The sequence below is a fragment of the Polaribacter sp. KT 15 genome, assembly GCF_900143115.1.
Taxonomy (GTDB): domain Bacteria; phylum Bacteroidota; class Bacteroidia; order Flavobacteriales; family Flavobacteriaceae; genus Polaribacter; species Polaribacter marinaquae.
Window position 1 is genome coordinate 286,598 of record NZ_LT670850.1, and the last position, 23,865, is coordinate 310,462.

The window sequence follows — 23,865 nt, forward strand, 5'->3', positions numbered from 1 at the left end:
TTACAACAAAGAGTTGATAATATCTGCAATAGAAACACCTTCTGCTTCTGCTTTATAATTCTTAACAATTCTATGCGATAAAATAGGAATTGCAACAGCTTTTACATCTTCAATATCTGGTGAATATTTACCATTAACTGCAGCATGAGCTTTAGCAGCTAAAATTAAGTTCTGAGAAGCTCTTGGTCCTGCACCCCAATCTAAATAGCTTTTTACCATTTCTGTAGCAGCTGAAGCTTTTGGTCTTGTTTTACCAACCAAACCAACAGCATATTCTATAACATTATCTGCAACAGGAATTTTTCTAATTAATTTCTGAATTTCAACAATTTCATCACCAGTAAAAATAGCGTTGATAGTTTCTTTTAAGTTACTTGTTGTACTTTTTACTACTTGTACCTCTTCTTCAAAACTTGGATATTCTAAATTAATAGAAAACATAAACCTATCTAATTGCGCTTCTGGTAAAGGATAAGTTCCTTCTTGTTCAATTGGGTTTTGTGTTGCCAAAACAAAAAACGGTAAATCTAATTTATAATGTGTACCAGAAACGGTTACAGAACGTTCTTGCATTGCTTCTAATAAAGCTGCTTGTGTTTTAGGCGGAGTTCTATTTATCTCATCTGCTAAAATAATATTAGAAAAAATAGGACCTTTAATAAATTTAAATTGCCTGTTTTCATCAAGAATTTCACTTCCTAAAATATCCGAAGGCATTAAATCTGGCGTAAACTGTATTCTTTTAAAATTTAAACCTAAAGCATCTGAAACAGTATTAACTAATAATGTTTTTGCTAAACCGGGCACACCTATTAACAAAGAATGACCTCCACAAAAAACAGACAATAGTGTAAAATCTACTGCTTCTTTTTGACCGATAATTACTTTACCAATTTCTTTTTTTAAAGTTTCAAACTTTTGTACTAGGTTATTTACCGCTTTAACGTCTGACATTATTTACCTGTTTCTTTTTTCCAATTTTTATTAAAAGTACAACTCTTGTAATCTGATGATAATTTAATATAAGTGTCTTTAATTTTATTATTAGACCACTTCTCTATTACCTCTTCTTTCTTTTTCTTTAAAGCAAGTGCTTGTATTTTAACATAATCATCTACAAGATCTGCTGTGTGCGTATCTGTTCTATCTTTCATTAAGATAAACTTATACATCTTCTCTCCTCCTCTAGCTTCATCATAAAAAACGTCTGTAAATTCACCTTTCTTTAAATCATTAACTCTCGCATACATTGCAGGATCCATTCTTGTTAAATCAAATTTAGTTTCGCCTGTATAACCGTTAATAATTACTCCTCCGTTGTTTTTAGAATCTTTATCATCAGAAAACTTTTTTACAGCTTCTTCAAAAGTTAATTTACCTGCTTTAATATCATTTTTAATTTCTTCTACTTTTAATCTAGTTTCTGTTAACCTAGATTCTGGTATTTCTGGTTGTAATAAAATATGAGATACAACTCTTGTATTTCCTTTAATTTCGTGAACCTGAATAATATGATAACCAAAAAGTGTTTTAAATGGCTCTGAAATTTCATTTTTTTCTAATGAAAAAGAAACTTCTTTAAACTCTTTAATTAAGTTAGCTTCTTTAGTAACCTGTATTCTTCCTCCGTCTTGCGTAACACCAGGATCTTTAGAATTAATAATTGCTTTCATTCTAAAACTAGCACCGTTTAAAATTTCTGTTCTAATTTCGTTTAATTGGGCAATTACTTTGTTATTTTCTTCTTCGGTAGGTTCTGCATTTAAAACTATTTGAGCCAATTCTATCTCTGCAGTAAATTCTGGTAAGTCTCCTTTTTCTTTTAAACCGTTAAAGTACAAACGTACCTCTTCTGGTGTAACATCTACTTTTTCTGTAATTTTTTGCTGTTCTCTTTCTATTAGCGCATTTTCTTTCTGAACATTAAACAGTTCACTTTTTAAATCGTCTAAATCATTAAACCCATAAGCAGCAATTGCTTTGTCTATAGAACCATATTCTTGTGCAAAAAACTGTATACTTCTGTCTACTTTTGAGTTAACCTCTGTATCTACAACAGTAATACTATCTATAACTGCATGATGAGAAAGTAATTTTTGTTCCATTAACTCTTCTAACATTTCACAATCAGAAATTTTAATTTTCCCTTCACTTTTAAATTCTACTTCTTGCTTAAATTTTGCAATATCAGAATCTAAAACAATATTTTTACCAATTACTACTGCTACACCGTCTATTTTAACTTTTTGTGCATTTAATTGTAATGATGTTACTGCAAATAATACAGCTGTAATTAAGATTTTAGTATATTTTGAAATTATTGTTTTTTGTGGCATCTTTTACTATTAGTTTTTCAATCTCTCTTATTAACTCGATTTTACGCTTGTGTAAAATCATTTCTTTTATTGTTGGCTTAATATAGCTTAATGGCGCTATATCATTTCTATTTAATACGTCTTTTATAGCCACCAAATATAAACCTAAAGAATCTTGTTTTTTAATGAATTTTGATTTTTTTAACAGATTTTCTTTAGAAAACGGTAGTTTTAACAAAATCTTATCCAATTCTGTCCAAACAGAGTCGTTTAGTTGATACATTTTAAAGCTTAATTGCTGTCTTTCTAACTCTTCTGCATCTTCAATATCATCAGATTTAAATAATTCTATAATCTCTTTTTGATCTTTTATATTATTGTCAAAATTTAAATATTTAGATTTTACTAAAACCTCGTTCAATTTAAAGTTCTCATTATTAGCCAAATAATATTCTTCTATCTCTTGTTCGGTTACTAAAGTATCTAACTTTTGTTTAATTAAATCTTCTTTGTAATTATTTATTAATAAACTTTCTCTATAATCTTGTACTAATTTATTAATATTATCTAAAGATTCTGATGAATTATTGGTTTCTGCAGCTTTTAAAAATAACATTTTTACAGCCCAGTCTTGTATTAAACTTTTAACTAAAATTAAACTATCTTCTTTAGTAATATTTCTAGGTAAAAGATCTTTTAAATCTTCTTTAAATAGTTTTTCTGTATTTACAATGGCAACAATTTCAGAAGAGTGTTCTTCTTTTTCTTGCATTTCGAAATACTGACAAGAGGTAAATAAAAAAGCGCAAAAAATAACAAATACAATTCTCATTCTAATCTTTATAATAGTTTATCAGTTTCTTTAACTGCTTTTTATGAATTTTTATTTTATTTTTTTTTCTTAAATCTGTAATCCATTTTTCTTCTAAATAATTTTGGTAATCATTCATTACCTCACCTTTTACAGTTTTTAATTCATTAGAATTATAGTTGGCTTTATTCTTATCAAAATAAGATTTTAAACCTAAAGAATCTTTAGAAGATTTGTTCCAAATTTTTTGTTGCATTAATTCAAATAACAACAAACCATCTTCATATTCTTTTAAAGTATTAGCGTATTCTGGTTCTGTTTTTATTAAGTTTTCTTTATAATAAGCTAAAATTTCTTTTTCTTTAAACATCTCGAACAACACAAAAATAGGTTTATGCCTTCTGTTTTTTGTGTAATCTACAAATTTCTCTTGTGTAATTTTCTTATCATTAATAATTAATATAGTGTTTTGCAAAGAATCCTTAGAAAGCGATCTAATATTTTTTTGATTAAGAATTTGTTTTGCTTTTTCATTTTCTACAATTTTATAAGTTGCTTTTAACTTATTAATTATCGCTTTTTCAGACATTTGCATGCGAGAACTTCTTTTAATTTTTTTACGAAGCTCTGTTTCCATTTCAGCAAAAGACTTAATAGGATGTTTTCTTAAAAGTTTTACAATATGCCAACCAAAACGGGTTTTAAAAGGTTTTGAATAATCGCCAACGTTTTTTAATGAAAATGCAGCATCTTCAAATTCTTTTACCATTCTACCAGTGCCAAATCTGTTTAACTTTCCTCCTCTTGCTTTAGAACCGATATCATCTGAAAATAAGTTTGCTAATTTTTCAAAAGACTCATTATTTTGAAGTCTATTGTAAACCTCATCAATTTTAATTTTACTAGCATTTGTAGTATCTTTTATTAAAATATGTGCCGCTTCAATTTCTCCTTTAGAAGGTCTTAAATCATCAACTTTTAAAATATGATACCCATACTGACTTCTAAAAGGCATCGAAACATCACCTACTTTTGTAGCAAACGCCACATCTTCAAATGAAGAAACCATTTGAAAAGCTTTAAAATAGCCCAAATTACCTTTATTACCAGGAATACCTCTTTTGGCATCTCCTTTTGCAGATCTATCTTCGGATGTTTCTACCGCTAGTTTTTCAAAACTTTCTCCGTTAACAATTCTATTTCTAATGTCTAAAATTTTATTGTAAGCAACTAAAGTATCTTTTGGCATTGCATCTTTAGAAGTTCTAATTAAGATATGTTTTGCTTTTACTTCATTTTTTGTTCTAAAGTAAATGTCTTTAACCAAGTCTGCAATAAAAGAAGTGTCTTGTAAATACGGTGCTGCTAATTGGTTTTTATAAGTAGCAATTTCTCTTTTATAAGAAGGTAAAGTATCTAACTTAATTTTGTAAGCTTCTTTAACCTTTAATAAATAATTGATGTATAAATCTAAATTTTTGGTTACATCTTTAGCTTCTTCATTATCTATAGCATCTAAATTTTTTTCATAAACCCGCTTAAAATCTGCTACAGAAATTTTTTCTTTATTAATTGTTATCAATGTTTTAGAATCTTGCGAATAAACATTAATTGCTAAAAATAATATACAAATTGATAAAAAACTACTTTTCATAAGACTTAACTATAATGATATAATACCTTTAATATTTTCTGCTTTTTTATAATATGCTATAACTTCATCCGAAGATTTAATTTTTAAGATAATAGAAACACTAACGTATTTACCTGTTTTAGATTTTTTTGTATTTATTACAGCGCCTGTGTTATTAAAAATTGCTTCTACTTCTGCCACTTGATTCTCTGTACTTGGTACAATAAATTTATAGAGATAATCTGCAGGAAACTTAGTAGTATCATCTAATTGAATTTTTAACTTGCTATAAAATTCGTTTTTATTACTCATAATAATTGTAAAAATTTTTATAAACTATTTGCAAATTGCAAGACACAAAATTACATTAAAATTTAATTTTATAAACGGAATGATTTATTTTTGTGCGATGCAGCAAAAAATTGTTCTTATTGGCGGACCAGGAACTGGTAAAACTACTATTATAAATGAACTTATTAAAAAGGGATATTATTGTATGCCAGAAGTTTCTAGAGAGGTAACTTTAAAGGCTAAAGAAGATGGTATCGATCAACTTTTTTTAACAGAGCCTTTATTATTTAGTAAAATGCTTTTAGAAGGTAGAGAAAATCAATACTTAAAAGCAACAGATTTAGAAAAAGACATTGTTTTTTTTGATAGAGGAATACCAGATGTTCACGCATACATGGATTATTTTAAAACAGAATATCCAGATTACTTCTTAGAAAAGTGCAAAAAATATGAATATACCAAAATATTTCATTTTTCGCCTTGGGAGGAAATACATACCACAGATAACGAACGTTACGAGTCTTTTGTTGAATCTGTACAAATTGATAAGTTTTTGGTAAAAGCCTATTCAGATTTGGGTTATAATTTAATAAATGTGCCTTTTGGTTCTATAGAAGAACGTACAAACTTCATTTTAAATTCGCTAACAAGCGAATGATGTTATCACCAGAAAATATATTAAAAAAATATTGGGGATTTACCTCCTTTAGAGCACCTCAAAAAGAAATTATTTCTGCAGTTTTAAACAACAAAGACACCATTGCATTATTGCCAACCGGTGGCGGAAAATCTATTTGCTTTCAAGTACCTGCATTGGTAAAAGAAGGAGTTTGTATTGTGGTTTCGCCCTTAATTGCTTTAATGCAAGATCAAGTAGAGAATTTAAAGCAGAAAAATATAAAAGCTGTTACAATACCTACCGGAAGTCAGCAAGATGAAATTGTAACACTATTCGATAAAATTAAATTCGGTAAAGTAAAGTTTTTATACATATCGCCAGAGAGATTGCAATCATCTTTAATTCAGCAAAAAATTAAAGAATTAAATGTAAACTTGGTTGCAATTGATGAAGCGCATTGCATTTCTGAATGGGGACATGATTTTAGACCTTCTTACAGAAATATAAAAGTTCTTAAAGAAATTTTGCCAAAAGTTGGTTTTATTGCATTAACTGCAACAGCCAGTAAAAAAGTGTTATTGGATATTGAAACCAATCTAGAATTAAAAAACACTTTGCTTTTTAAAAAGTCTTTTTTTCGAGAAAACTTAGCATATCAAGTTTTTAAAATTGAAGATAAACTAGAAAGACTTACAAGTATTTTTAGAAAAACCAAAACACCAGCAATTGTTTATGTAAATTCTAGAAAAAAAACTGAAGAAATCTCTAATTTTTTAAATGCTAAAAACTTTAAAAGTACTTTTTATCATGCAGGTTTAACTGTCATAGATAAAGAAAAGGCTTTTAATAATTGGATGTTAGAGAAAACGCCAATAATTGTAGCAACCAATGCATTTGGTATGGGAATAGACAAACCCAATGTTGGGTTGGTAATTCATTATAATTTACCAAATAGTTTAGAAAACTACGTGCAAGAAACAGGTAGAGCTGGTAGAAATGAAAAAAAATCTTTCGGTGTCTTATTATATAATGAGCATGACGTTTATTTACATCAAAAGCAAATAGAAAACTCTATACCTTCTATTTTAGAAATTAAAGAGGTTCATAAAAAGTTATATCAACAATTTAGAATAGCCATAGGTGAAATTTCTGAAGAAGTTTATGCTTTTAATTTTTATGAGTTCTGTAAAAAGTACAACTTACAAGTTCTTAAAACAGATGCTATTTTAAAATTATTGGTTAATTATGGTATTATAGAACTTAATAGTAGTTTTAATAAAAAATCTACTTTAAAGGTAACAGCATCTCATTATTCAATCTTAAATTTTTCTAACAATAATAACTCTTTAAGAAACTTTATAAATGTACTTTTAAGAACTTACGGAGGTTTGTTTGAAGATGAAATAAAAATAAACGAATTCTATATTGCCAAGAAAGCAGGAATAACTTCTAATAAAGTAATTCAGAATTTAGAATTATTAGAACAGCAACAGCTACTTGTATACAATCAATCTAACGAAAATGCTGCTTTAAATTTTCTAATGCCGAGAGAAGATGATAAAACTATCAATAGATATTCTAAAGAAATAAAACAGTTTCTATTTCTAAAGGAAGAAAAAGCAAAAAACTTTATCGCTTTTATAAAGAACAACAAAGTTTGTAGAAGCAAGCAACTGTTAGCATATTTTGACGAAATTAAACAAGAAAACTGTGGCATCTGCGAGATTTGTTTAGCTAACAAAAAAAAGCAAACCAAAAACTTATCCGAAGATATTATAGAACTTCTAAACCCAAACAAACAATTGTCTTCAAAAGAAATTACTAATTTTTTAAATGCTAAAGAGAAAGACATTTTAATACATTTGCAAACGCTTCTTGCAGAAGATAAACTAATATTAAATAATCTAAATAAATTTCAACTAAAAATATAAATATGAAAGATATGCGTATCGTTTTTATGGGAACGCCAGATTTTGCCGTGGCCATTTTAAAACATTTAGTAGAAAACAACTATACAATTGCAGGCGTAATTACTGCACCAGATAAACCTGCCGGTAGAGGAAGAAAAATAAATGAGTCTGCAGTAAAAAAGTATGCAAAATCTCAAGATTTAAAAATATTACAACCAACTAACTTAAAAAACGAAGATTTTTTAAGCGAATTAAAATCTTTAAACGCCAATTTACAAATTGTTGTTGCCTTTAGAATGTTACCTAAAGTAGTATGGCAAATGCCAGAATTAGGTACATTTAATTTACATGCTTCTTTATTACCAGAATACAGAGGTGCTGCACCAATACATTGGTCAATTATTAACGGAGAAACAAAAACGGGTGTAACTACATTTTTTATTGATGATAAAATTGATACCGGAGAAATTATATTACAAGAAGAAATTACAGTTTTAGAAACAGAAACTGTAGGTAGTCTTCATGACAAATTAATGCATTTAGGTGCAAGTTTGGTCTCTAAAACTGTAGATTATATTGCAAAAGGAAATGTAGTTACTACAAAACAACCCGATTTAGAAGAAAAATCTGCACCAAAATTAAACCCAGAAAACACAAAAATAAATTGGACCGATAGTTTAGAAAATATTTATAATAAAATTAGAGGTTTAAACCCTTTTCCGGCAGCTTGGACTTTAATATATAATAATGATGAAGAAATTTCTACTAAAATTTATGACGTAAGTAAACAAATAGAAACACACACTTTTAGTTTTGGAAGTATTATTGCATCTAAAAAAGAATTAAAAGTTGCAGTAAATGGTGGTTATATTATTATTGATGAAATAAAACTTTCTGGTAAGAAAAAGATGGATGCAAAAAGCTTATTAAATGGCTTTCAATTTTCTTCGGATGCTAAAATGATGTAAAGCCTTTATTGATGCGGTTTGTAGAGTTTTTTGATTTTCAAAGCATGCTTTATTAACAATTGCCCTACATTTATTAACAAAATGCCCTTTTTTGGGCCTTCATATTTGCGTAAACCCACAATCCGTCTATATTTGTTAAGCTATTAAGCAAAAAGTATAATAAAAATAATTTAAAAATCAATTCATTATGAACAAATCAGATTTAATCGATGCAATGGCTGCTGACGCAGGAATTTCTAAAGTAGCAGCTAAAGCAGCTTTAGAGTCTTTTACAGGTAACGTAACTTCTTCTTTAAAAAAGGGAGATAAAGTTGCTTTAGTTGGTTTCGGAACTTTTTCTGTATCTAATAGAGCTGCAAGAACTGGTAGAAATCCTCAAACTGGAAAAACTATTGAAATTGCTGCTAAAAATGTAGCAAAATTTAAAGCTGGAGCTGGATTAAGCGATGCTGTAAACTAATAATTACAGTTTTAAATAAAATAAAAGCTCTCTTTTTTAAGAGAGTTTTTTTTTGTTAAAATTTTACCTATATTTAAATAAAAAAATTGAATGTCTAAACTCCTCCCAAAAAAAGGTAGACTTTTGGTTGCAGAACCATCTATCTTAAACGACAATTCATTTAACAGAGCTATTGTTCTATTAACTGAACATACAGATAATAATTCTGTCGGTTTTATTTTAAATAAACCATTAGAGTATTGTATTAAAGATTTATTACCAGAAATAGATTGCGATTTTAATATATACCAAGGCGGCCCTGTAGAACAAGATAATTTATACTTTGTACACAGAATACCACAATTGTTAGACAATAGCATAGAAGTTGCTAACGGTGTGTTTTGGGGCGGAGATTTTAAGCAACTAAAAGACCTTCTTAACAGTGGCTTGCTAGAAGAATCTGATATTCGATTCTTTTTAGGCTATTCTGGTTGGGATAAAGATCAACTAGAAGATGAATTAAGCGGAAACTCTTGGTTTGTTACAGAAAATAACTTCGAAAACATTTTTTCTAACGATGAAGAAAGTCTTTGGAAAAATAAATTACTAGAAAAAGGAGGTAATTATAAACTTTGGGCAAACGCACCAAACGATTTTAACTTAAATTAATTACCAGCAATTTGTAAAACATTTAAATTGGCTTGTAATTTTGTAGCCAAACTACTTGTAAATGTTTTTTTCTTGTATTTAGTTATTGCTTGTACACCAACAATTGCATTTGTAATAAAAACTTCGTCTGCTTTCTGTATCTCAAACGGAGAAATCGTTGTTTCTTCGATAGTAAAATCTTTATTTTTAGTTAAGATTTCTATGATTTTTCCTCTTACAATACCTTTAATACATCCTTCTGATAAGGCAGGTGTTTTAACAACATTACCTTTTACAACAAATATATTTCCGTTGGTAACCTCTACTACTCCTTTTCTTTCATTTAAAAGAACGCAACTATCTAAATCATTTTCATTAGCATAAATACTTGCTAGAGTATTAAGCATTCTATTATTTGTTTTTACTGTAGATAGCAAACCAGAATAGTTGTAAAAATCTTTAAAAACATCAACTTTATACTCATTTTTAGAAACATAAGTATTTTCACTAGCTTCAATCGAATAATCAACTTTATTAGTTTTTGGTGTATACAAACCTCCATCTTTTCTATAAACATTTAAACGAACTCTATAAGATGGTGCGTCATCTATAACTGCTATTGTTTTTAAAATTTCATTCTCTAAAAACTCTAAAGTAAATTCCATAGGAATTTTCATACGTAACATTCTCATCGAAGCCATCAATCTAAAATAATGATCTTCCCAAAAAACAACTTTTTTGTTTACAACTTTAATTGTTTCAAAAATAGCATCTCCGTATTTAAATCCTCTATTATCTTTAGAAAGGTTTACGTTTTCTTTAAATAATAACTCACCGTTTAAATTAATCATCCTTTAAATTTTAAGAACTGCAAAAATACTACAAATCTTAGTATTATAAACATAAAAAAACCAGCAATAAATGCTGGTTTTTAAATTGTATTTTATCTAATTAAGCGCCAATTGTGTGTCTTAATTCTTCTATTTGATTCTCCCAAAGCTGTTTAGCTTCGTCTACCTCATCTTCGTCTTCTGCAAAGTCTGTTACTATTAAAGAAACGTCTTTTGTTAATGGATCTACTTGAATTCTAATTTCGAAATAACTGTCATCATCTTCACTCTCTAACCACTTCCAACGCATTCTTTCACCTGCCTTTTTGGTTATTAAATTTGCTAACTCTTCTGTACCTTCCCAAACAAAGCTAAAAACTTTACCTCTAGAGTTTACTTTATCTGCAAACCATTCTTGTAAACTAGAAGGTGAAGATATGTATTGATATAGCATATTAGGCGATGCGTGAATTGGAATTTCTAATTCGAATTTTACTTTATCCATTGTTTGTTTTGTTAGGCGGACAATATAGGTATTAATTCAATTAAAAAAAAATTAAAACACTTCTTGCAGGTTTGTAAAAAGTGTCTATATTTGCACCCGCAAACCAATGGCGAGGTAGCTCAGTTGGTTAGAGCGCAGGATTCATAACCCTGAGGTCACGGGTTCAAATCCCGTCTTCGCTACAAATTTTAAAAAACAGTTTAGTATATTCTAAACTGTTTTTTGTGTTTTAAACTTCCTTAAAATTCAATTTCTAAGTGTTTTTTTACTCTTAAATTATTCTAATTTTAAAATAACTTACTCTGTAATAAAGTTTTATAAAATAAAAATCACTTCATTTTATGGACTATTAAAATTTATTTTATATTTTTATAAAGCAATACTAAGTCCCTTCTACCCTTAAGTAACCCCCATAATCTTAAGCTATGAATAATCATCAATTAATTATTTTACTTACCCAAGGTACAATAGCCGTAGTAATAATACTTGCTTTATTTAGATTTAGAAAAAAAATAGGTAATGGTATTTTACATGCGTGTTTAGGCGTATTCCAATTTATACAAGCTATACTATTTGTTTTAAATAATGGCTATAATATTACAACAAGTAAGATTATAGTTACACCTGGCTCTTCTGTCTTTATAACTATTATTCTTTTTGTACTGCTAATTGTATATATAAAAGAAGATGTCAAGGAAACAAAGAAAATTATTTACACTATAACGGGAATAAATATTATTATATATTTTATTCTTTTAGCGTTTTTATGGAATCTTAACGATACTAAACTTAACGCATCTAATCTTTTTATTAACGAAACAGCTCCTTTTATTATAGGAAAAATTACGCTATTTATAGATACATTGTTATTAATTATTGTTTTTGAATATATATCAAAAAAAATAAAATACTTTTTCTTACAGATAACCTTAACAATGATAATTACTTTAAGTTTTGATACTGTTTTTTTTACTACTATAGCATTTTTTCAATCTGAAGAAGCTGCTACAATATTGAAAACAGGTTTAATAAATAAAAATATTTTTGCTGTTTATTATAGTGTTATCTTATATATCTATCTAAGGTTTTTAGATGAAACAGACAAAGATTTGGTTTATTTTAAAATTAAAGATGTTTTTAAACCACTTAGTTATAAGCAAAAATTTGAAGTAGCAGTAAATGATATTAAAAAAGCGAATGAAATGTATCGTTTACTAACAACAAATTCTAATGACATTATTTGTTTACAAGAACTTAATGGTAATTATAGTTACATTAGTCCTTCAATAAAAAATATTTTAGGATATAAACAATCTGATTTTTTAGGAAAACAAATTTTTTCTATAGTTCATAAGGATGATATTAAAGAACTTCAAAAGAAAATATCTGAAAAAGAGTTTTTAAAAAACAATAAAAAAACACCACTAATTTTTAGGTTAAAACACAAATCAGGTGAATATCTATGGATGGAGTATTCTACATCACCAATTTATCAAGATGGTAAAGTAACATCTTTTGTTACCTCTGCTAGAGAAATTACGGATAGAATAAAATCTAAAAAGCAGTTAGAAAAATCACTAAAATTATTAAGAAAAAGAGATAAAGCCTTAAATAAAGCAAGTGAAATGGGTAAAATAGGTTTTATAGAATATAATGCTAAAAAAGAAACTTATGTTTGGTCTGATTATGTATTTGAAATTTTTGGTCTAAGTCCTGAGGATAATATTCCTTCTCAAAAAGAATTTCTAAATTTTTTCACCGAAGAAAGCAAAGCTAAAATTATAAAAAAAATTGAAAACTTAGAATCAAATGGAAAAGCTTTTAATCTTGAAGTAAAAGGTAAAAATCAAGAAAATAAAATTATTTGGCTTCGATTAATAATGGAACCTATTTTTGGTGACAATAAAAAAATGAAAGGCCTAAGAGGAATTTTACAGGACATAACAAAAAGTAAGAATTCTAAAATAGCTTTAAGAAATTCTTACAATCTTTTAAAGAAAAAAGATCTTTCATTAATTGAGTCGAGTAGAATTGCTAAAATTGGATATTCTGACTATTTATTTGAAACCAACTCTTTTTATTGGTCAGATTATGTTTATAAAATTTTTGGTTTAAATCCTAATAAAGAAATACCATCTCGAGAAGAAATGATTGCTGTTTATAAGGGTGAATTCTTAGAAAAATTAATTAGTGCCACAAAGAAATTAGATTCTGATGGAAAACCATATGACATAGAGCTTAAAATGACTAATTTTAAGAATAAAGAAGTTTGGGTTAGAATTATAGGACACTTAATTTATGACGAAGATAAAAATGTATTAGGTAGAAGTGGTGTTTTACAAGATATTACAGATTCTAAGTTAAATAGAATAGAATTAAAAAGATCTAAAAAAGAAATTGAAAACTCTTTAGAACAATTAGAAAAAAATAAAGCTTCTATGGATGAAGCCAGTAAAGTTGCTAAAATAGGATACTTTGAATATATAATTGCTACAGACGATTTTAGATGGTCTGAATATTTATATGATATTTACGGTTTAGATAAAACAAAACCTGTACCACCAAGGGCAGAAATTGTTGCCCAAATAGATAAAGATTCTTTACCTGTTATTAAACAAGCAACATTAGACCTAACTAATAATGGCGTATCTTATGATATACAAATGAAAATATATCATAAAAAAACTGGTAAAGCTGTATGGGTAAGAAATGTTGCACAACCTGTTTTTGATGAAAATAAAAATATAATAGGAAGACGTGGCTTAGTGCAAGATATAACAGACAAAAAAGAAAGTATTGATAAAATAGCTAGAGCAGAAGAATTGTATAGATTACTAGCAGATAACACCAACGATTTAATATGTTTACAAGAACATGATAGTACGTTTAAATATATAAGCCCATCCATAGAAAACCTTCTCGGGTATAAACAAGAAGAATTTATAGGCAGAAAAGTATATGATATAGTACATCCAGAAGATTTAGAATCATTAAAAAGCACATTTTTCAATATTTCTAAAGAAGTTAAATCTCATGCATTTCCTTTTAGGGCTTTACATAAAAAAGGACATTATATTTGGTTAGAGTTTTTATCTACACCTGTTTATAATGGTGATGAGATTAATTACTTTGTAACTTCTGCAAGAGACATAACACAAACAATGGTGGCCAATGAAAACATCCAAGAATATCAAAAATCTTTAAAAAGGTTAACAACAGAAATTACTTTAATAGAAGAAAAGCAGAAAAAAGAAATAGCTTCAAATATTCATGATCATTTAAGTCAATCTTTAGTAATTTCTAAAATGAAAATTAAAGAATTAAAACATAATAAAGAATATCAAAAACTAATAAAAGATCTAGAATTTATAGAAAATCATATTACGGATGCATTAGACAATAGTCGAAAAATTACTTTTGAACTTTCTCCACCTATTTTATATCAATTAGGAATTGTAGATGCGTTGTTTTGGTTATTTGAATACATTGAAAAAACATATGAAATAAAATCTGATATTAATACAACTTTAGATACTGTAAGAATGGATGATACAAAATCTATTTTACTATATAGAAGTATACAAGAAGTTGTAAATAATGCTGTAAAATATTCTAAAGCATCTCTTTTTACATTGAATATTTATGAAAAGTCTAATTACATCTCTTTTATATTTAAAGATAATGGTAATGGTTTTGATACAAAAAAATTAAAAAATAATCATAACACAAACGGCTCTGGTTTTGGACTGTTTACAGTTAAAGAAAGAATAGGGAATATTCAAGGAGAATTCAATATTTCATCAGAAATTGGAGTTGGTACAACTGTTGTTTTTAACATTCCCAAAAGCATCATCAAAAAATCATAACAAATACAATATTCAATAAAAAAACTTATTTAAACTTTAATAAAATACATTTTTTTTTATCTTTAGAGCATAAATCCCCTAAAAATTGATATTTCTGTTATCAATTTTAATAACTTATGCTATGACATTTTATCAATTTTCAACCCTATTTGTACAAAGCTCTTTTGTTGCTTTTATTATACTACTATTATTTAAAGTTAGAAAAAAACTAGGTTTAAGTGTTCTTTATGCTAGTTTGGGTTTATTTCAGTTTGTTCAAATATTTCTTTCTAATAATATAGATTCTAATTATCCAACAAATCACTTAATATCTCAAGGATCATCAATATTTGTAACTGTAACACTCTTTGCTTTATTAATTATTTATATTAAAGAAGATGCCAAAGAAACAAAAAAAGTTATTTATGCATTGTTTCTAGTAAATTTATTAATCACACTTTTACTACAGGTTTTCAATTGGAAAATTGAAGACCCTTTAATTGATAATGCCATCGCAAATTCTGCGAAACCATTTAAAAACTCACCGTACATCTCTACCGTTTCTAATATTGCTATCCTTTTAGATTCTCTTTTATTAATAATACTATTCGAATTTATAGCAAAAAAAACTAGGTTTTTATTTTTACAAATTTTTATTACAATGATAATTGTAGTAAGCTTTGATACAATATTCTATGCAACACTTTCTTTCTGGAAATCAGATAAGTTAATTCCTGTAATTACAAAAGGGTTGCAATCAAAAGGGATATTGGCAACCTATTTTAGTGTTTTATTTTATATCTATTTAAGGTTTTTAGACACTACAGATAGAGACCTAGTATTTTTTAAAATAAAAGATGTTTTTCAACCTTTAAGCTATAAACAAAAATTTGAAACTACGGCAATCGACAAAAAAAAGGTTGAAGAAAAATATAGGTTACTAACAGATAACTCTAATGATATTATTTGTTTACAAAATGTAGATAGTTCTTTTAAGTATATTAGTCCATCAATAAAAAAAATATTAGGCTATGATAGTAAAGAATTTCTTGGAAAAAAAATTTTTAAATATGTTCATTCTGATGATATCCAGAAATTAAGAGAAACAATAGGTAAAAAATTATTTATTACAGATTATGATAATAACGCATATACCTTTAGGGTAAAGCATAAATTTGGTCATTATATTTGGTTAGAATTTATTACTTCTGCCGTATACGAAAATAATAAAATTAGTTATTTTGTTACTTCTGCTAGAGATATAACACAAAGAGTCTTAGCTAAAAATAAAATTGAAAGTTCTTTAAAACTATTAGAACAAAAAGAAACCTCTTTAAATGAAGCTAGTAAATTAGCTAAAATTGGATATTGGGAATATATAAAGACATCTGAAAGAGTAAATTGGTCTGAATATATCCATGTAATTTACGAGAGTGATTATAAAAAAACAGCACCGAAAAGAGAAGAAATATTTAAAAAATTTGACAAAGAATCTCAATTAAAAATTTCTAAAGCAAATAAAGAGCTAGATGAAAACGGCACACCCTATGATCTTGAATTAAAACTAATTAATAATAACAAAAGAGTAGTTTGGATTAGAAATGTGGTACAACCAATTTACGATGAAAACAAAAAAATTATAGGTCGTAGAGGTGTTTTACAAGATATTACAGAAAATAAAAACATCAATATTAAATTAAAAGAAAGCGAAGAAAAATTCTTTAAGATATTTAAAAACAGTCCTAATTTAATAATACTAAATAGTTTTGATGAACACAAAATTGTTGATGTAAATGATGCCGCTGCAAGAATATCTGGTTACACACCAGAAGAATTAATTGGTACCGTTAATATACAGGCTAGTATTTGGAAGTCTCAGAGAAAAAGAAACATCTATTTTAATAGATTAGTTAAAAATGGCAGCGTTAAAAATTTTGAATCTGAATTTATTACTAAATCCGGAGAACTAAGAATTTGGAAAGCAAATGCTGAAATTATTCTAATTGGTAATAAAAAATATGTCTTAAGTATAATAGAAGATATTACAGAAATTAGGCTAGCTCAAAATAAGCTTAAAGCTCAAAATGAATTTGTTATTGCCATGACAGAAAATCAAAATGCAGGAATTGTTGCATGTAATGATAAAGGTGAAATTGTTCTATTTAATAAGACAGCTAAAGAATGGCACGGTGTAGATATTCTTAAAATTCCTCAAGAGAAATGGGCAGAAAATTATGGCTTATATAAATCAGATTATAAAACCCTTTTAAAGAAAGAAGAAATTCCTTTAGTGCAAGCTTTTAATGGTAAAATTTTAACTAATGAAGAAATTGTTATAAAATCAGTTAATCAGGAACCTAGAATTGTACTTTGTAACGGAGCTTCTTTTCATGACAATAAGGGTAAAAAACTAGGTGCTGTGGTTGTAATGAATGATATTACGCATCAAAAATTAATAGAAAAAAACTTAAGAGACAGTAAAGATGAAATAAAAAAAGCACTTATTGCTGCTGAAAGAAGTAAATTTTTGCTAAATGAATCTGGAAGAATTACAAGAGTTGGTGCATGGGAGCTAGATTTAATTACAGAAAATGTTAGCTGGTCAGATCAAATTTATAAAATTCATGGTTTGCCTATAGGAACCATTCCTCCTTTAGAAAAATTAATGGATTATTATGTTAATGGTTCTAAAGAGGTTTTAGAGAAAGCAATTGAAATCTGTATTGCAGAAAATAAAAGTTTTAATTTAGAACTAAATTTTAAAAATGAACAAAATGAACTGCTTTGGTTAAATGTAATTGGTTACACAGAGGTTAATAATGAAGGTAAAGCAATATTTGTAAGAGGTGTTTTACAAGATATTACAGAAAAAAAATTAACAAGAGATAAAATAGATAAAGCAGAAGAGATGTATCGTTTACTTGCAAACAATACTAGCGATTTAATTTGTTTACAAGAACCAGACGGAACATTTAAATACATTAGTCCGTCGATAGAGAACCTATTAGGCTACAAACAATCAGAATTTACTGGTAAAAAAATTACTTCTATCGTGCATCCAGATGATTTAGATAGTTTATTTGAGGCTATAGACGAGGTTAATAAAAATTTAAAAAAAGATGCACATCCATTTAGAGCAAAACATAAAAATGGAGATTATATTTGGTTAGAGTTCTTATCTACGCCAATTTATGAAAATGATAAAATTAGCTACTTTGTAACAACAGCAAGAGATATAACTCAATGGATGTTGGCAAATATAGAAATTAATGAGTATCAATCATCCTTACAAAAACTAACAACTGAGTTAACATTAATTGAAGAAAAACAGAAAAAAGAGATAGCATCAAATATACATGATCATTTAAGTCAATCTTTAGTGATTTCTAAAATGAAAATTAACGAGTTAAAAAACAATAAGAATTTAAGTGAAATCTTTGGTGACTTAAATTTTATTGAAAATCATATTGTAGAAGCTTTAGAAAATAGTAGAAAAATAACTTTTGAATTATCTCCGCCTGCTTTGTATCAATTAGGTATTTTAGATACTTTATATTGGTTTTTTGAAAACATTGAAAACACTTATAAAGTTAAATGCGAAATTAATACAAGTTTAGATTTTGTAGATCTTAATGAGACTTCGTCTATTTTACTTTATAGAAGTATTCAAGAAGTTGTAAATAATGCTTTAAAATATGCCCAAGCATCTTTAATAACTTTAGAAATTAATAAAACAGAGTCAGACTTTTTGTTTGTTGTAAAAGACAACGGTATTGGCTTTGATACAAGTAAATTAAAAAACTTAAAAAATTATTCTGGTTTTGGTTTATTTACAGTACAAGAAAGAATTGCCAATATTAATGGAGTTTTTAGTATAACTTCAGAAAAAAACTTAGGAACAACTGTTAATTTTTTTATACCTTTAACTATATGATAACCAACGACCAAATAAAAATAGTTTTAGTAGACGACCACAAACTTCTTAGAGATGGTTTAAGAAATATAATAGAACAAAAGTCTAATATGAAAATTATTGGAGAAGCATCTGATGGAAGAGAAGCTATTAGTGTTTGCTCTAAATTATTGCCAGATGTTTTAGTTATAGATGTAGCTATGGCAAATTTAAATGGTATTGAAGCGGCAAAACAGATTCATAAAATATGCCCTGATATTAAAATCATCGGTCTTTCTATGCATTCTAGTAAACAATTTATACAAGGAATGTTTAAAGCTGGTGCCTATGGTTATTTATTAAAAGATGGTGATTCTAACGAATTAATTACTGCTATAAATACAGTTGTACAAGATATCAAATACTTATCTAAGGATATTAATCAAGACTTTTTATCAATAATTAAACAAGGAAATACCATAGAGAACACTCTTTTAAGTTCAAGAGAGAAAGAAGTTTTACAATTAATTACAGAGGGGAAATCTTCTAAAGAAATTGGAGAGGTTTTATTTTTAAGTTCTAAAACTGTTGATGTACATAGAAATAATATTATGAAAAAAATTGATTTATATACAATACCAGAATTAACTAAGTATGCCATAAAAAAAGGTTTTACTTCGTTAGAAATGTAAAATTTAATTGAAAAATAAGCATTTCACCTATTTATTTAAAATATCCTAAACAGTATCTTTACGTACAGTCATTAATTTATTTATTAATTAATTGAAACAACACACAAAAAACATGTTAATTGTAGAAGACAACCCTTTAATTGGAGAGAAAATTCTTAATGCAAGTAAACAAGTACACCCTCTTAAAAATATTCAATTAACACAAACTCTTCATGAAGCTATTTCTTTTTTGAAAGAAACTGATGTTGATATTGTAACATTAGATTTAAGTTTACCAGATGGTAACGGAATTGAATTATTAAAATGGTTTAGAGAAAATAATAAGCTACCTAAAGTGTACGTTTTTTCTACAAGCCTAGAATTAAAAAGAACTTGTTTAAGATACGGAGCTCAAGATTTCTTTGATAAATCTAGTGATTTTGAGAAACTAATTGATACAATATCTAATACTTTACTAATAGACTAAATTTATAATATAAAATATTTTATAAAACTTTAAACCCCAGTTATTAAACAAATGCTTAATAACTGGGGTTTATAAATTATAATTTATTAGGGGTATAATTTAACTTAGGGGAATATATTAATTTAGGGGATTAATATAACTTTCTCATTCTTCCTTCCCAAGTTCTACCACCTAAAGTAGACTCGTAAAAAATATAACCTCTTTTTATTTTTGTAATCTTCATTTTTAATTTAATTCCTTTTTTAAAAGGAAAATTTGGAAGATTTGATTCTTGTAATGTCATATAACACTCATCTTCTGAAACCCAAGAAATATCAGATTTAATAAAGTATTTTCCTTCATTAAAATACTCTACATGTTTGTTTTCAGAAAATACAACAACTACATTTTCTCCTTTGTATTTGTATGTGTATTTTGTTTCATTTAATAACGGTACAATCTCTTCTTTTTCTTCTATTGAAGTGTAAGTACCATAATTGTTTACTGTGGTCATTGCAAGATCTTGTGCTGATACAGAAAATGCAAATAATGCGAAAATTACTACTAGTTTAAAATTTTTCATAATGATTAAATTGGGGGTTTAACATATAACTATACAGCAAAGATAAAACCGAACTTCAGTTTTATAAATAAGCAAAATTCTTAATTTCTCTATTTCTTTGGATTTAATTATGACATCAGAAATACGATCATATTCTTAAATAACTAAAAACATTTTATGAATAGAAGCATAAAAGCCCAGTTTGAACAAACAAACTGGACTTTATAAATTATAATTTATTAGGGGTATAATTTAACTTAGGGGAATATATTAATTTAGGGGATTAATATAACTTTCTCATTCTTCCTTCCCAAGTTCTACCTCCTAAAGTAGACTCGTAAAAAATATAACCTCTTTTTATTTTTGTAATCTTCATTTTTAATTTAATTCCCTTTTTAAACGGAAAATTTGGAAGATTTGATTCTTGTAATGTCATATAACACTCATCTTCTGAAACCCAAGAAATGTCAGATTTAATAAAGTATTTTCCTTCATTAAAATACTCTACATGTTTGTCTTCAGAAAATACAACAACTACATTTTCTCCTTTGTATTTGTAAGTGTATTTTGTTTCATTTAATAATGGTACAATCTCTTCTTTTTCTTCTATTGAAGTGTAAGTACCATAATTGTTTACTGTGGTCATTGCAAGATCTTGTGCTGATACAGAAAATGCAAAAAATGCGAAAATTACTACTAGTTTAAAATTTTTCATAATGATTAAATTGGGGGTTTAACATATAACTATACTGCAAAGATAAAACCGAACTTCAGTTTTATAAATAAGCAAAATTCTTAATTTCTCTATTTCTTTGAATTTAATTATGAAGTTTAAAACAAAATCATATTCTTAAATAACAAAAAACACTTTACGAATAGAAGCATAAAAGCCCAGTTTGAACAAACAAACTGGACTTTATAAATTATAATTTATTAGGGGTATAATTTAACTTAGGGGCGTATATTAATTTAGGGGATTAATATAACTTTCTCATTCTTCCTTCCCAAGTTCTACCACCTAAAGTAGACTCGTAAAAAATATAACCTCTTTTTATTTTTGTAATCTTCATTTTTAATTTAATTCCTTTTTTAAAAGGAAAATTTGGAAGATTTGATTCTTGTAATGTCATATAACACTCATCTTCTGAAACCCAAGAAATGTCAGATTTAATAAAGTATTTTCCTTCATTAAAATACTCTACATGTTTGTCTTCAGAAAATACAACAACTACATTTTCTCCTTTGTATTTGTAAGTGTATTTTGTTTCATTTAATAATGGTACAATCTCTTCTTTTTCTTCTATTGAAGTATAAGTACCGTAATTGTTTACTGTGGTCATTGCAAGATCTTGTGCTGATACAGAAAATGCAAATAATGCGAAAATTACTACTAGTTTAAAATTTTTCATAATGATTAAATTGGGGGTTTAACATATAACTATACGGCAAAGATAAAACCGAACTCCAGTTTTCTAAATAAGCAAAATTCTTAATTTTAAAAAAAAAGTAAAATTTCTGCAGAATTAAAATCATTATTAGAAGTTAAAATACTTATAATTTAAGCTCAAAATTTATTTTTTGCGAAAAAATGAATAGCTAACTATTTCATTATTAAGAACATTAAAAAAATGTATCTTTTTTGTAAAAAAAATGCTTGCAGATGTTAAAAAACGTTATATATTTGCATCTCTTTACCACGCGAAAGTAGCTCAGTTGGTAGAGCGTCAGCCTTCCAAGCTGAATGTCGCCAGTTCGAACCTGGTCTTTCGCTCAAAAGCTTCATAAGAAATTATGAAGCTTTTTTTTTGCTAAAAACTAAACCTTATAATTTATTTTTTTGGCAGTTTATCTCCAAAAACTAATAAAAATATTATTGGTACTGCTAACAATATAATTGTAGCTAAGTTATATGTAAATAAATAGGAATTTAGAATGATTGTAAGAATAAATCCTCCTATTGCTCCTCCTAAGTGCGCAGAATGCCCAACATTACCAACTTGATTTTTCAAACCATAAATAGAATATAATATGTAACCAATTCCAAAAATATATCCTGGAATTGGAATTGGTATAAATAAAAGATATAGTTTCATACCTGGATCTAATAAAATTGCTGAAAAAATAGTTCCAGAAACTGCTCCAGATGCTCCAACAGCACTATAATAAGGTTCTTTTTTGTGCTCTTTAAGAGAATATAAACTTCCAGCTAACAAGCTTCCAAAGTAAATAATTAAGAAATTACTAGTACTTGTATGTTGCGTTACAATACCTCCAAAAAGATACAAAGCATACATATTTAAACCTAAATGCAACCAATCTACATGTAAAAAACCAGAAGTTAACATTCTAATTTTCTCTCCTGATAAAATTCTACTAACCTGAAACTTGTATTTATCGAGAAATGAATACTCTTTAAAACCCTTCATCGAAATTAATACATTAGCAATCATTAATAATAATACTGCCTTATTTATATTTTCTATCATGTAACAAACTTAATAAAAACCCATTAGTATTTATCTTTTCATTTTAAATATATATACGATATTTGCAACACTAAAATTTATATATGCAATTTATTGTCTTTGCCATAAGTTATCCATTAATTTGGTTACTTTCTAAGTTACCAATGAGAATCTTATATTTAAAATCAGATTTTTTCTATTTTCTAATTTATTATGTAATTGGATATCGAAAAAAAGTAGTTTTAGATAATTTACAATTAGCTTTTCCTAACAAACCTTTAAAAGAACTTTTAATTATCAGAAAAAAATTCTTTAAACATTTAATGGATTTGATGATGGAAAGCGTAAAAGCTTTTTCTATTTCTGAAAAAGAAATTTTGAAACGATATACATATGAAAATCCAGAATTGGTAAATAAATTCGCTAAGGATGGAAAAAGTATCGCATTAGTTGGGGCTCATCAAGCCAATTGGGAATGGTCCACAAGTTTACCTAAAGTTTTAAATATTGATGTTTTGGGTGCGTATACAAAACTTAATAATAAGTACTTCGAAAAAAAAGTTAGAGATTCAAGAGAAAAGTTTGGAGTTATTGGATATAAAACTTCTGATATGGTTAGAGGTATGCAAAAAAGGTTTTCTGATAAAAAACAAGGTGCATATATTTTATTAAGCGATCAATCTCCTCAACCACATAAAACTTATTATTGGAGAGACTTTTTTAACATCAAAGTTCCGGTACATACGGGAGCAGAAATGCTTGCAAAAAAGTTTGATTTAGTCGTAATAAATTATGTCACTAGAAAAGTTAAAAGAGGTTATTATAAAACTGAATTTCAACTGATAACTGAAAATTCTAAGGATTATGAAAATTATCAAATTACAGATTTATATACCGAATTGACAGAAAAAAATATTTTAAATCAACCGGAATTCTACCTTTGGTCTCATAAAAGATTTAAACATAGAGATAAAGTTCCGGCTGAATTTTTATAG

At 27.0% G+C, this 23,865-nt stretch carries 21 protein-coding genes and 2 tRNA genes; 12 read left to right on the forward strand and 11 right to left on the reverse strand.

The window, feature by feature from the left end:
- From B5464_RS01375 to B5464_RS01395, 5 genes are read right to left on the reverse strand one after another with little or no spacing between them, the layout of a single operon-like run.
- Positions 1-954 carry a MoxR family ATPase gene (locus B5464_RS01375; protein WP_079736892.1) on the reverse strand — a complete coding sequence of 318 codons (954 nt, stop codon included), beginning with the start codon at positions 952-954 and terminating at the stop codon, positions 1-3.
- Entirely contained in the window at positions 954-2,336 is a 1,383-nt protein-coding gene (locus B5464_RS01380) for a peptidylprolyl isomerase (protein WP_079736893.1), read from the reverse strand. The genes B5464_RS01375 and B5464_RS01380 overlap by 1 nt, the downstream gene beginning before the upstream one ends.
- Positions 2,302-3,147, reverse strand: coding sequence for a hypothetical protein (locus B5464_RS01385; protein ID WP_079736894.1), 846 nt, complete (start codon positions 3,145-3,147; stop codon positions 2,302-2,304). Before B5464_RS01385 ends, B5464_RS01380 begins: the two co-directional genes overlap by 35 nt.
- A 1-nt stretch (position 3,148) precedes the next feature.
- The gene (locus B5464_RS01390) at positions 3,149-4,780 is read right to left on the reverse strand and encodes a peptidylprolyl isomerase (protein ID WP_079736895.1); all 1,632 of its coding nucleotides are present in this window, start codon (positions 4,778-4,780) and stop codon (positions 3,149-3,151) included.
- 9 nt (positions 4,781-4,789) lie between these two features.
- Entirely contained in the window at positions 4,790-5,071 is a 282-nt protein-coding gene (locus tag B5464_RS01395; protein WP_079736896.1) for a DUF493 family protein, read from the reverse strand.
- 97 nt (positions 5,072-5,168) lie between these two features.
- Here B5464_RS01395 and B5464_RS01400 point away from each other — a divergent pair, with 97 nt between their 5' ends.
- The 5 genes from B5464_RS01400 (at position 5,169) to B5464_RS01420 (ending at position 9,655) form a co-directional block, all read left to right on the forward strand.
- The gene (locus tag B5464_RS01400; protein WP_077811357.1) at positions 5,169-5,708 is read left to right on the forward strand and encodes an AAA family ATPase; all 540 of its coding nucleotides are present in this window, start codon (positions 5,169-5,171) and stop codon (positions 5,706-5,708) included.
- Positions 5,705-7,600 (forward strand): ATP-dependent DNA helicase RecQ, encoded by a 1,896-nt coding sequence (locus B5464_RS01405; RefSeq protein ID WP_079736897.1) that lies wholly within the window; start codon positions 5,705-5,707, stop codon positions 7,598-7,600. Before B5464_RS01400 ends, B5464_RS01405 begins: the two co-directional genes overlap by 4 nt.
- Positions 7,601-7,602: 2 nt before the next feature.
- Positions 7,603-8,547, forward strand: a complete 945-nt coding sequence (gene fmt / locus B5464_RS01410) for a methionyl-tRNA formyltransferase (RefSeq protein ID WP_172830841.1) — start codon at positions 7,603-7,605, stop codon at positions 8,545-8,547.
- Between the two features lie 187 nt (positions 8,548-8,734).
- Entirely contained in the window at positions 8,735-9,007 is a 273-nt protein-coding gene (locus tag B5464_RS01415; protein ID WP_079736898.1) for an HU family DNA-binding protein, read from the forward strand.
- Between the two features lie 90 nt (positions 9,008-9,097).
- Positions 9,098-9,655 (forward strand): YqgE/AlgH family protein, encoded by a 558-nt coding sequence (locus B5464_RS01420; RefSeq protein ID WP_079736899.1) that lies wholly within the window; start codon positions 9,098-9,100, stop codon positions 9,653-9,655.
- On the opposite strand, the gene B5464_RS01425 is transcribed toward B5464_RS01420, so the two are convergent.
- The gene (locus B5464_RS01425; RefSeq protein WP_079736900.1) at positions 9,652-10,485 is read right to left on the reverse strand and encodes an aminotransferase class IV; all 834 of its coding nucleotides are present in this window, start codon (positions 10,483-10,485) and stop codon (positions 9,652-9,654) included. The genes B5464_RS01420 and B5464_RS01425 overlap by 4 nt on opposite strands.
- Positions 10,486-10,585: 100 nt before the next feature.
- Positions 10,586-10,969 carry an START-like domain-containing protein gene (locus B5464_RS01430; protein WP_077809667.1) on the reverse strand — a complete coding sequence of 128 codons (384 nt, stop codon included), beginning with the start codon at positions 10,967-10,969 and terminating at the stop codon, positions 10,586-10,588.
- Between the two features lie 108 nt (positions 10,970-11,077).
- On the opposite strand from B5464_RS01430, the gene B5464_RS01435 reads away from it, so the two are divergent.
- The 5 genes from B5464_RS01435 (at position 11,078) to B5464_RS01455 (ending at position 19,864) form a co-directional block, all read left to right on the forward strand.
- A tRNA-Met gene (locus B5464_RS01435) sits at positions 11,078-11,151 on the forward strand.
- Positions 11,152-11,394: 243 nt separating this feature from the next.
- Positions 11,395-14,835 (forward strand): PAS domain S-box protein, encoded by a 3,441-nt coding sequence (locus B5464_RS01440; protein ID WP_079736901.1) that lies wholly within the window; start codon positions 11,395-11,397, stop codon positions 14,833-14,835.
- 121 nt (positions 14,836-14,956) lie between these two features.
- Positions 14,957-18,748 carry a PAS domain S-box protein gene (locus B5464_RS01445; protein ID WP_079736902.1) on the forward strand — a complete coding sequence of 1,264 codons (3,792 nt, stop codon included), beginning with the start codon at positions 14,957-14,959 and terminating at the stop codon, positions 18,746-18,748.
- Positions 18,745-19,398, forward strand: a complete 654-nt coding sequence (locus B5464_RS01450) for a response regulator transcription factor (RefSeq protein WP_079736903.1) — start codon at positions 18,745-18,747, stop codon at positions 19,396-19,398. Before B5464_RS01445 ends, B5464_RS01450 begins: the two co-directional genes overlap by 4 nt.
- A gap of 112 nt (positions 19,399-19,510) precedes the next feature.
- Positions 19,511-19,864: a response regulator gene (locus B5464_RS01455; protein WP_079736904.1), complete on the forward strand. Its 354-nt coding sequence runs from the start codon at positions 19,511-19,513 to the stop codon at positions 19,862-19,864.
- Between the two features lie 130 nt (positions 19,865-19,994).
- Here the strand turns inward: B5464_RS01455 and B5464_RS01460 are convergent, their stop codons facing one another.
- The 3 genes from B5464_RS01460 to B5464_RS01470 all read right to left on the reverse strand — a co-directional run bounded on the left by B5464_RS01460 (position 19,995) and on the right by B5464_RS01470 (position 21,814).
- Positions 19,995-20,426, reverse strand: coding sequence for a hypothetical protein (locus B5464_RS01460; RefSeq protein WP_079736905.1), 432 nt, complete (start codon positions 20,424-20,426; stop codon positions 19,995-19,997).
- A gap of 262 nt (positions 20,427-20,688) precedes the next feature.
- Positions 20,689-21,120, reverse strand: coding sequence for a hypothetical protein (locus B5464_RS01465; RefSeq protein ID WP_079736906.1), 432 nt, complete (start codon positions 21,118-21,120; stop codon positions 20,689-20,691).
- Between the two features lie 262 nt (positions 21,121-21,382).
- The gene (locus B5464_RS01470; RefSeq protein WP_079736907.1) at positions 21,383-21,814 is read right to left on the reverse strand and encodes a hypothetical protein; all 432 of its coding nucleotides are present in this window, start codon (positions 21,812-21,814) and stop codon (positions 21,383-21,385) included.
- Positions 21,815-22,103: 289 nt separating this feature from the next.
- On the opposite strand from B5464_RS01470, the gene B5464_RS01475 reads away from it, so the two are divergent.
- Positions 22,104-22,176 (forward strand) — tRNA-Gly (locus B5464_RS01475).
- 58 nt (positions 22,177-22,234) lie between these two features.
- Here B5464_RS01475 and B5464_RS01480 read toward each other — a convergent pair.
- Entirely contained in the window at positions 22,235-22,891 is a 657-nt protein-coding gene (locus B5464_RS01480) for a rhomboid family intramembrane serine protease (protein WP_079736908.1), read from the reverse strand.
- Between the two features lie 83 nt (positions 22,892-22,974).
- Here B5464_RS01480 and B5464_RS01485 point away from each other — a divergent pair, with 83 nt between their 5' ends.
- Positions 22,975-23,865, forward strand: a complete 891-nt coding sequence (locus B5464_RS01485; protein ID WP_079736909.1) for a lysophospholipid acyltransferase family protein — start codon at positions 22,975-22,977, stop codon at positions 23,863-23,865.

Excerpts from the sequence above, each read along its gene's own strand:
- B5464_RS01405 (WP_079736897.1), top strand. The coding sequence starts at position 5,705 with ATGATGTTATCACCAGAAAATATATTAAAAAAATATTGGGGATTTACC.
- B5464_RS01390 (WP_079736895.1), bottom strand. The coding sequence starts at position 4,780 with ATGAAAAGTAGTTTTTTATCAATTTGTATATTATTTTTAGCAATTAAT.
- B5464_RS01445 (WP_079736902.1), top strand. The coding sequence starts at position 14,957 with ATGACATTTTATCAATTTTCAACCCTATTTGTACAAAGCTCTTTTGTT.
- B5464_RS01430 (WP_077809667.1), bottom strand. The coding sequence starts at position 10,969 with ATGGATAAAGTAAAATTCGAATTAGAAATTCCAATTCACGCATCGCCT.
- B5464_RS01465 (WP_079736906.1), bottom strand. The coding sequence starts at position 21,120 with ATGAAAAATTTTAAACTAGTAGTAATTTTCGCATTTTTTGCATTTTCT.
- B5464_RS01480 (WP_079736908.1), bottom strand. The coding sequence starts at position 22,891 with ATGATAGAAAATATAAATAAGGCAGTATTATTATTAATGATTGCTAAT.
- B5464_RS01395 (WP_079736896.1), bottom strand. The coding sequence starts at position 5,071 with ATGAGTAATAAAAACGAATTTTATAGCAAGTTAAAAATTCAATTAGAT.
- B5464_RS01455 (WP_079736904.1), top strand. The coding sequence starts at position 19,511 with ATGTTAATTGTAGAAGACAACCCTTTAATTGGAGAGAAAATTCTTAAT.
- B5464_RS01385 (WP_079736894.1), bottom strand. The coding sequence starts at position 3,147 with ATGAGAATTGTATTTGTTATTTTTTGCGCTTTTTTATTTACCTCTTGT.
- B5464_RS01450 (WP_079736903.1), top strand. The coding sequence starts at position 18,745 with ATGATAACCAACGACCAAATAAAAATAGTTTTAGTAGACGACCACAAA.
- B5464_RS01380 (WP_079736893.1), bottom strand. The coding sequence starts at position 2,336 with ATGCCACAAAAAACAATAATTTCAAAATATACTAAAATCTTAATTACA.
- B5464_RS01415 (WP_079736898.1), top strand. The coding sequence starts at position 8,735 with ATGAACAAATCAGATTTAATCGATGCAATGGCTGCTGACGCAGGAATT.
- B5464_RS01460 (WP_079736905.1), bottom strand. The coding sequence starts at position 20,426 with ATGAAAAATTTTAAACTAGTAGTAATTTTCGCATTATTTGCATTTTCT.
- B5464_RS01425 (WP_079736900.1), bottom strand. The coding sequence starts at position 10,485 with ATGATTAATTTAAACGGTGAGTTATTATTTAAAGAAAACGTAAACCTT.
- B5464_RS01470 (WP_079736907.1), bottom strand. The coding sequence starts at position 21,814 with ATGAAAAATTTTAAACTAGTAGTAATTTTCGCATTATTTGCATTTTCT.
- B5464_RS01420 (WP_079736899.1), top strand. The coding sequence starts at position 9,098 with ATGTCTAAACTCCTCCCAAAAAAAGGTAGACTTTTGGTTGCAGAACCA.
- B5464_RS01375 (WP_079736892.1), bottom strand. The coding sequence starts at position 954 with ATGTCAGACGTTAAAGCGGTAAATAACCTAGTACAAAAGTTTGAAACT.
- B5464_RS01440 (WP_079736901.1), top strand. The coding sequence starts at position 11,395 with ATGAATAATCATCAATTAATTATTTTACTTACCCAAGGTACAATAGCC.
- fmt (WP_172830841.1), top strand. The coding sequence starts at position 7,603 with ATGAAAGATATGCGTATCGTTTTTATGGGAACGCCAGATTTTGCCGTG.
- B5464_RS01485 (WP_079736909.1), top strand. The coding sequence starts at position 22,975 with ATGCAATTTATTGTCTTTGCCATAAGTTATCCATTAATTTGGTTACTT.
- B5464_RS01400 (WP_077811357.1), top strand. The coding sequence starts at position 5,169 with ATGCAGCAAAAAATTGTTCTTATTGGCGGACCAGGAACTGGTAAAACT.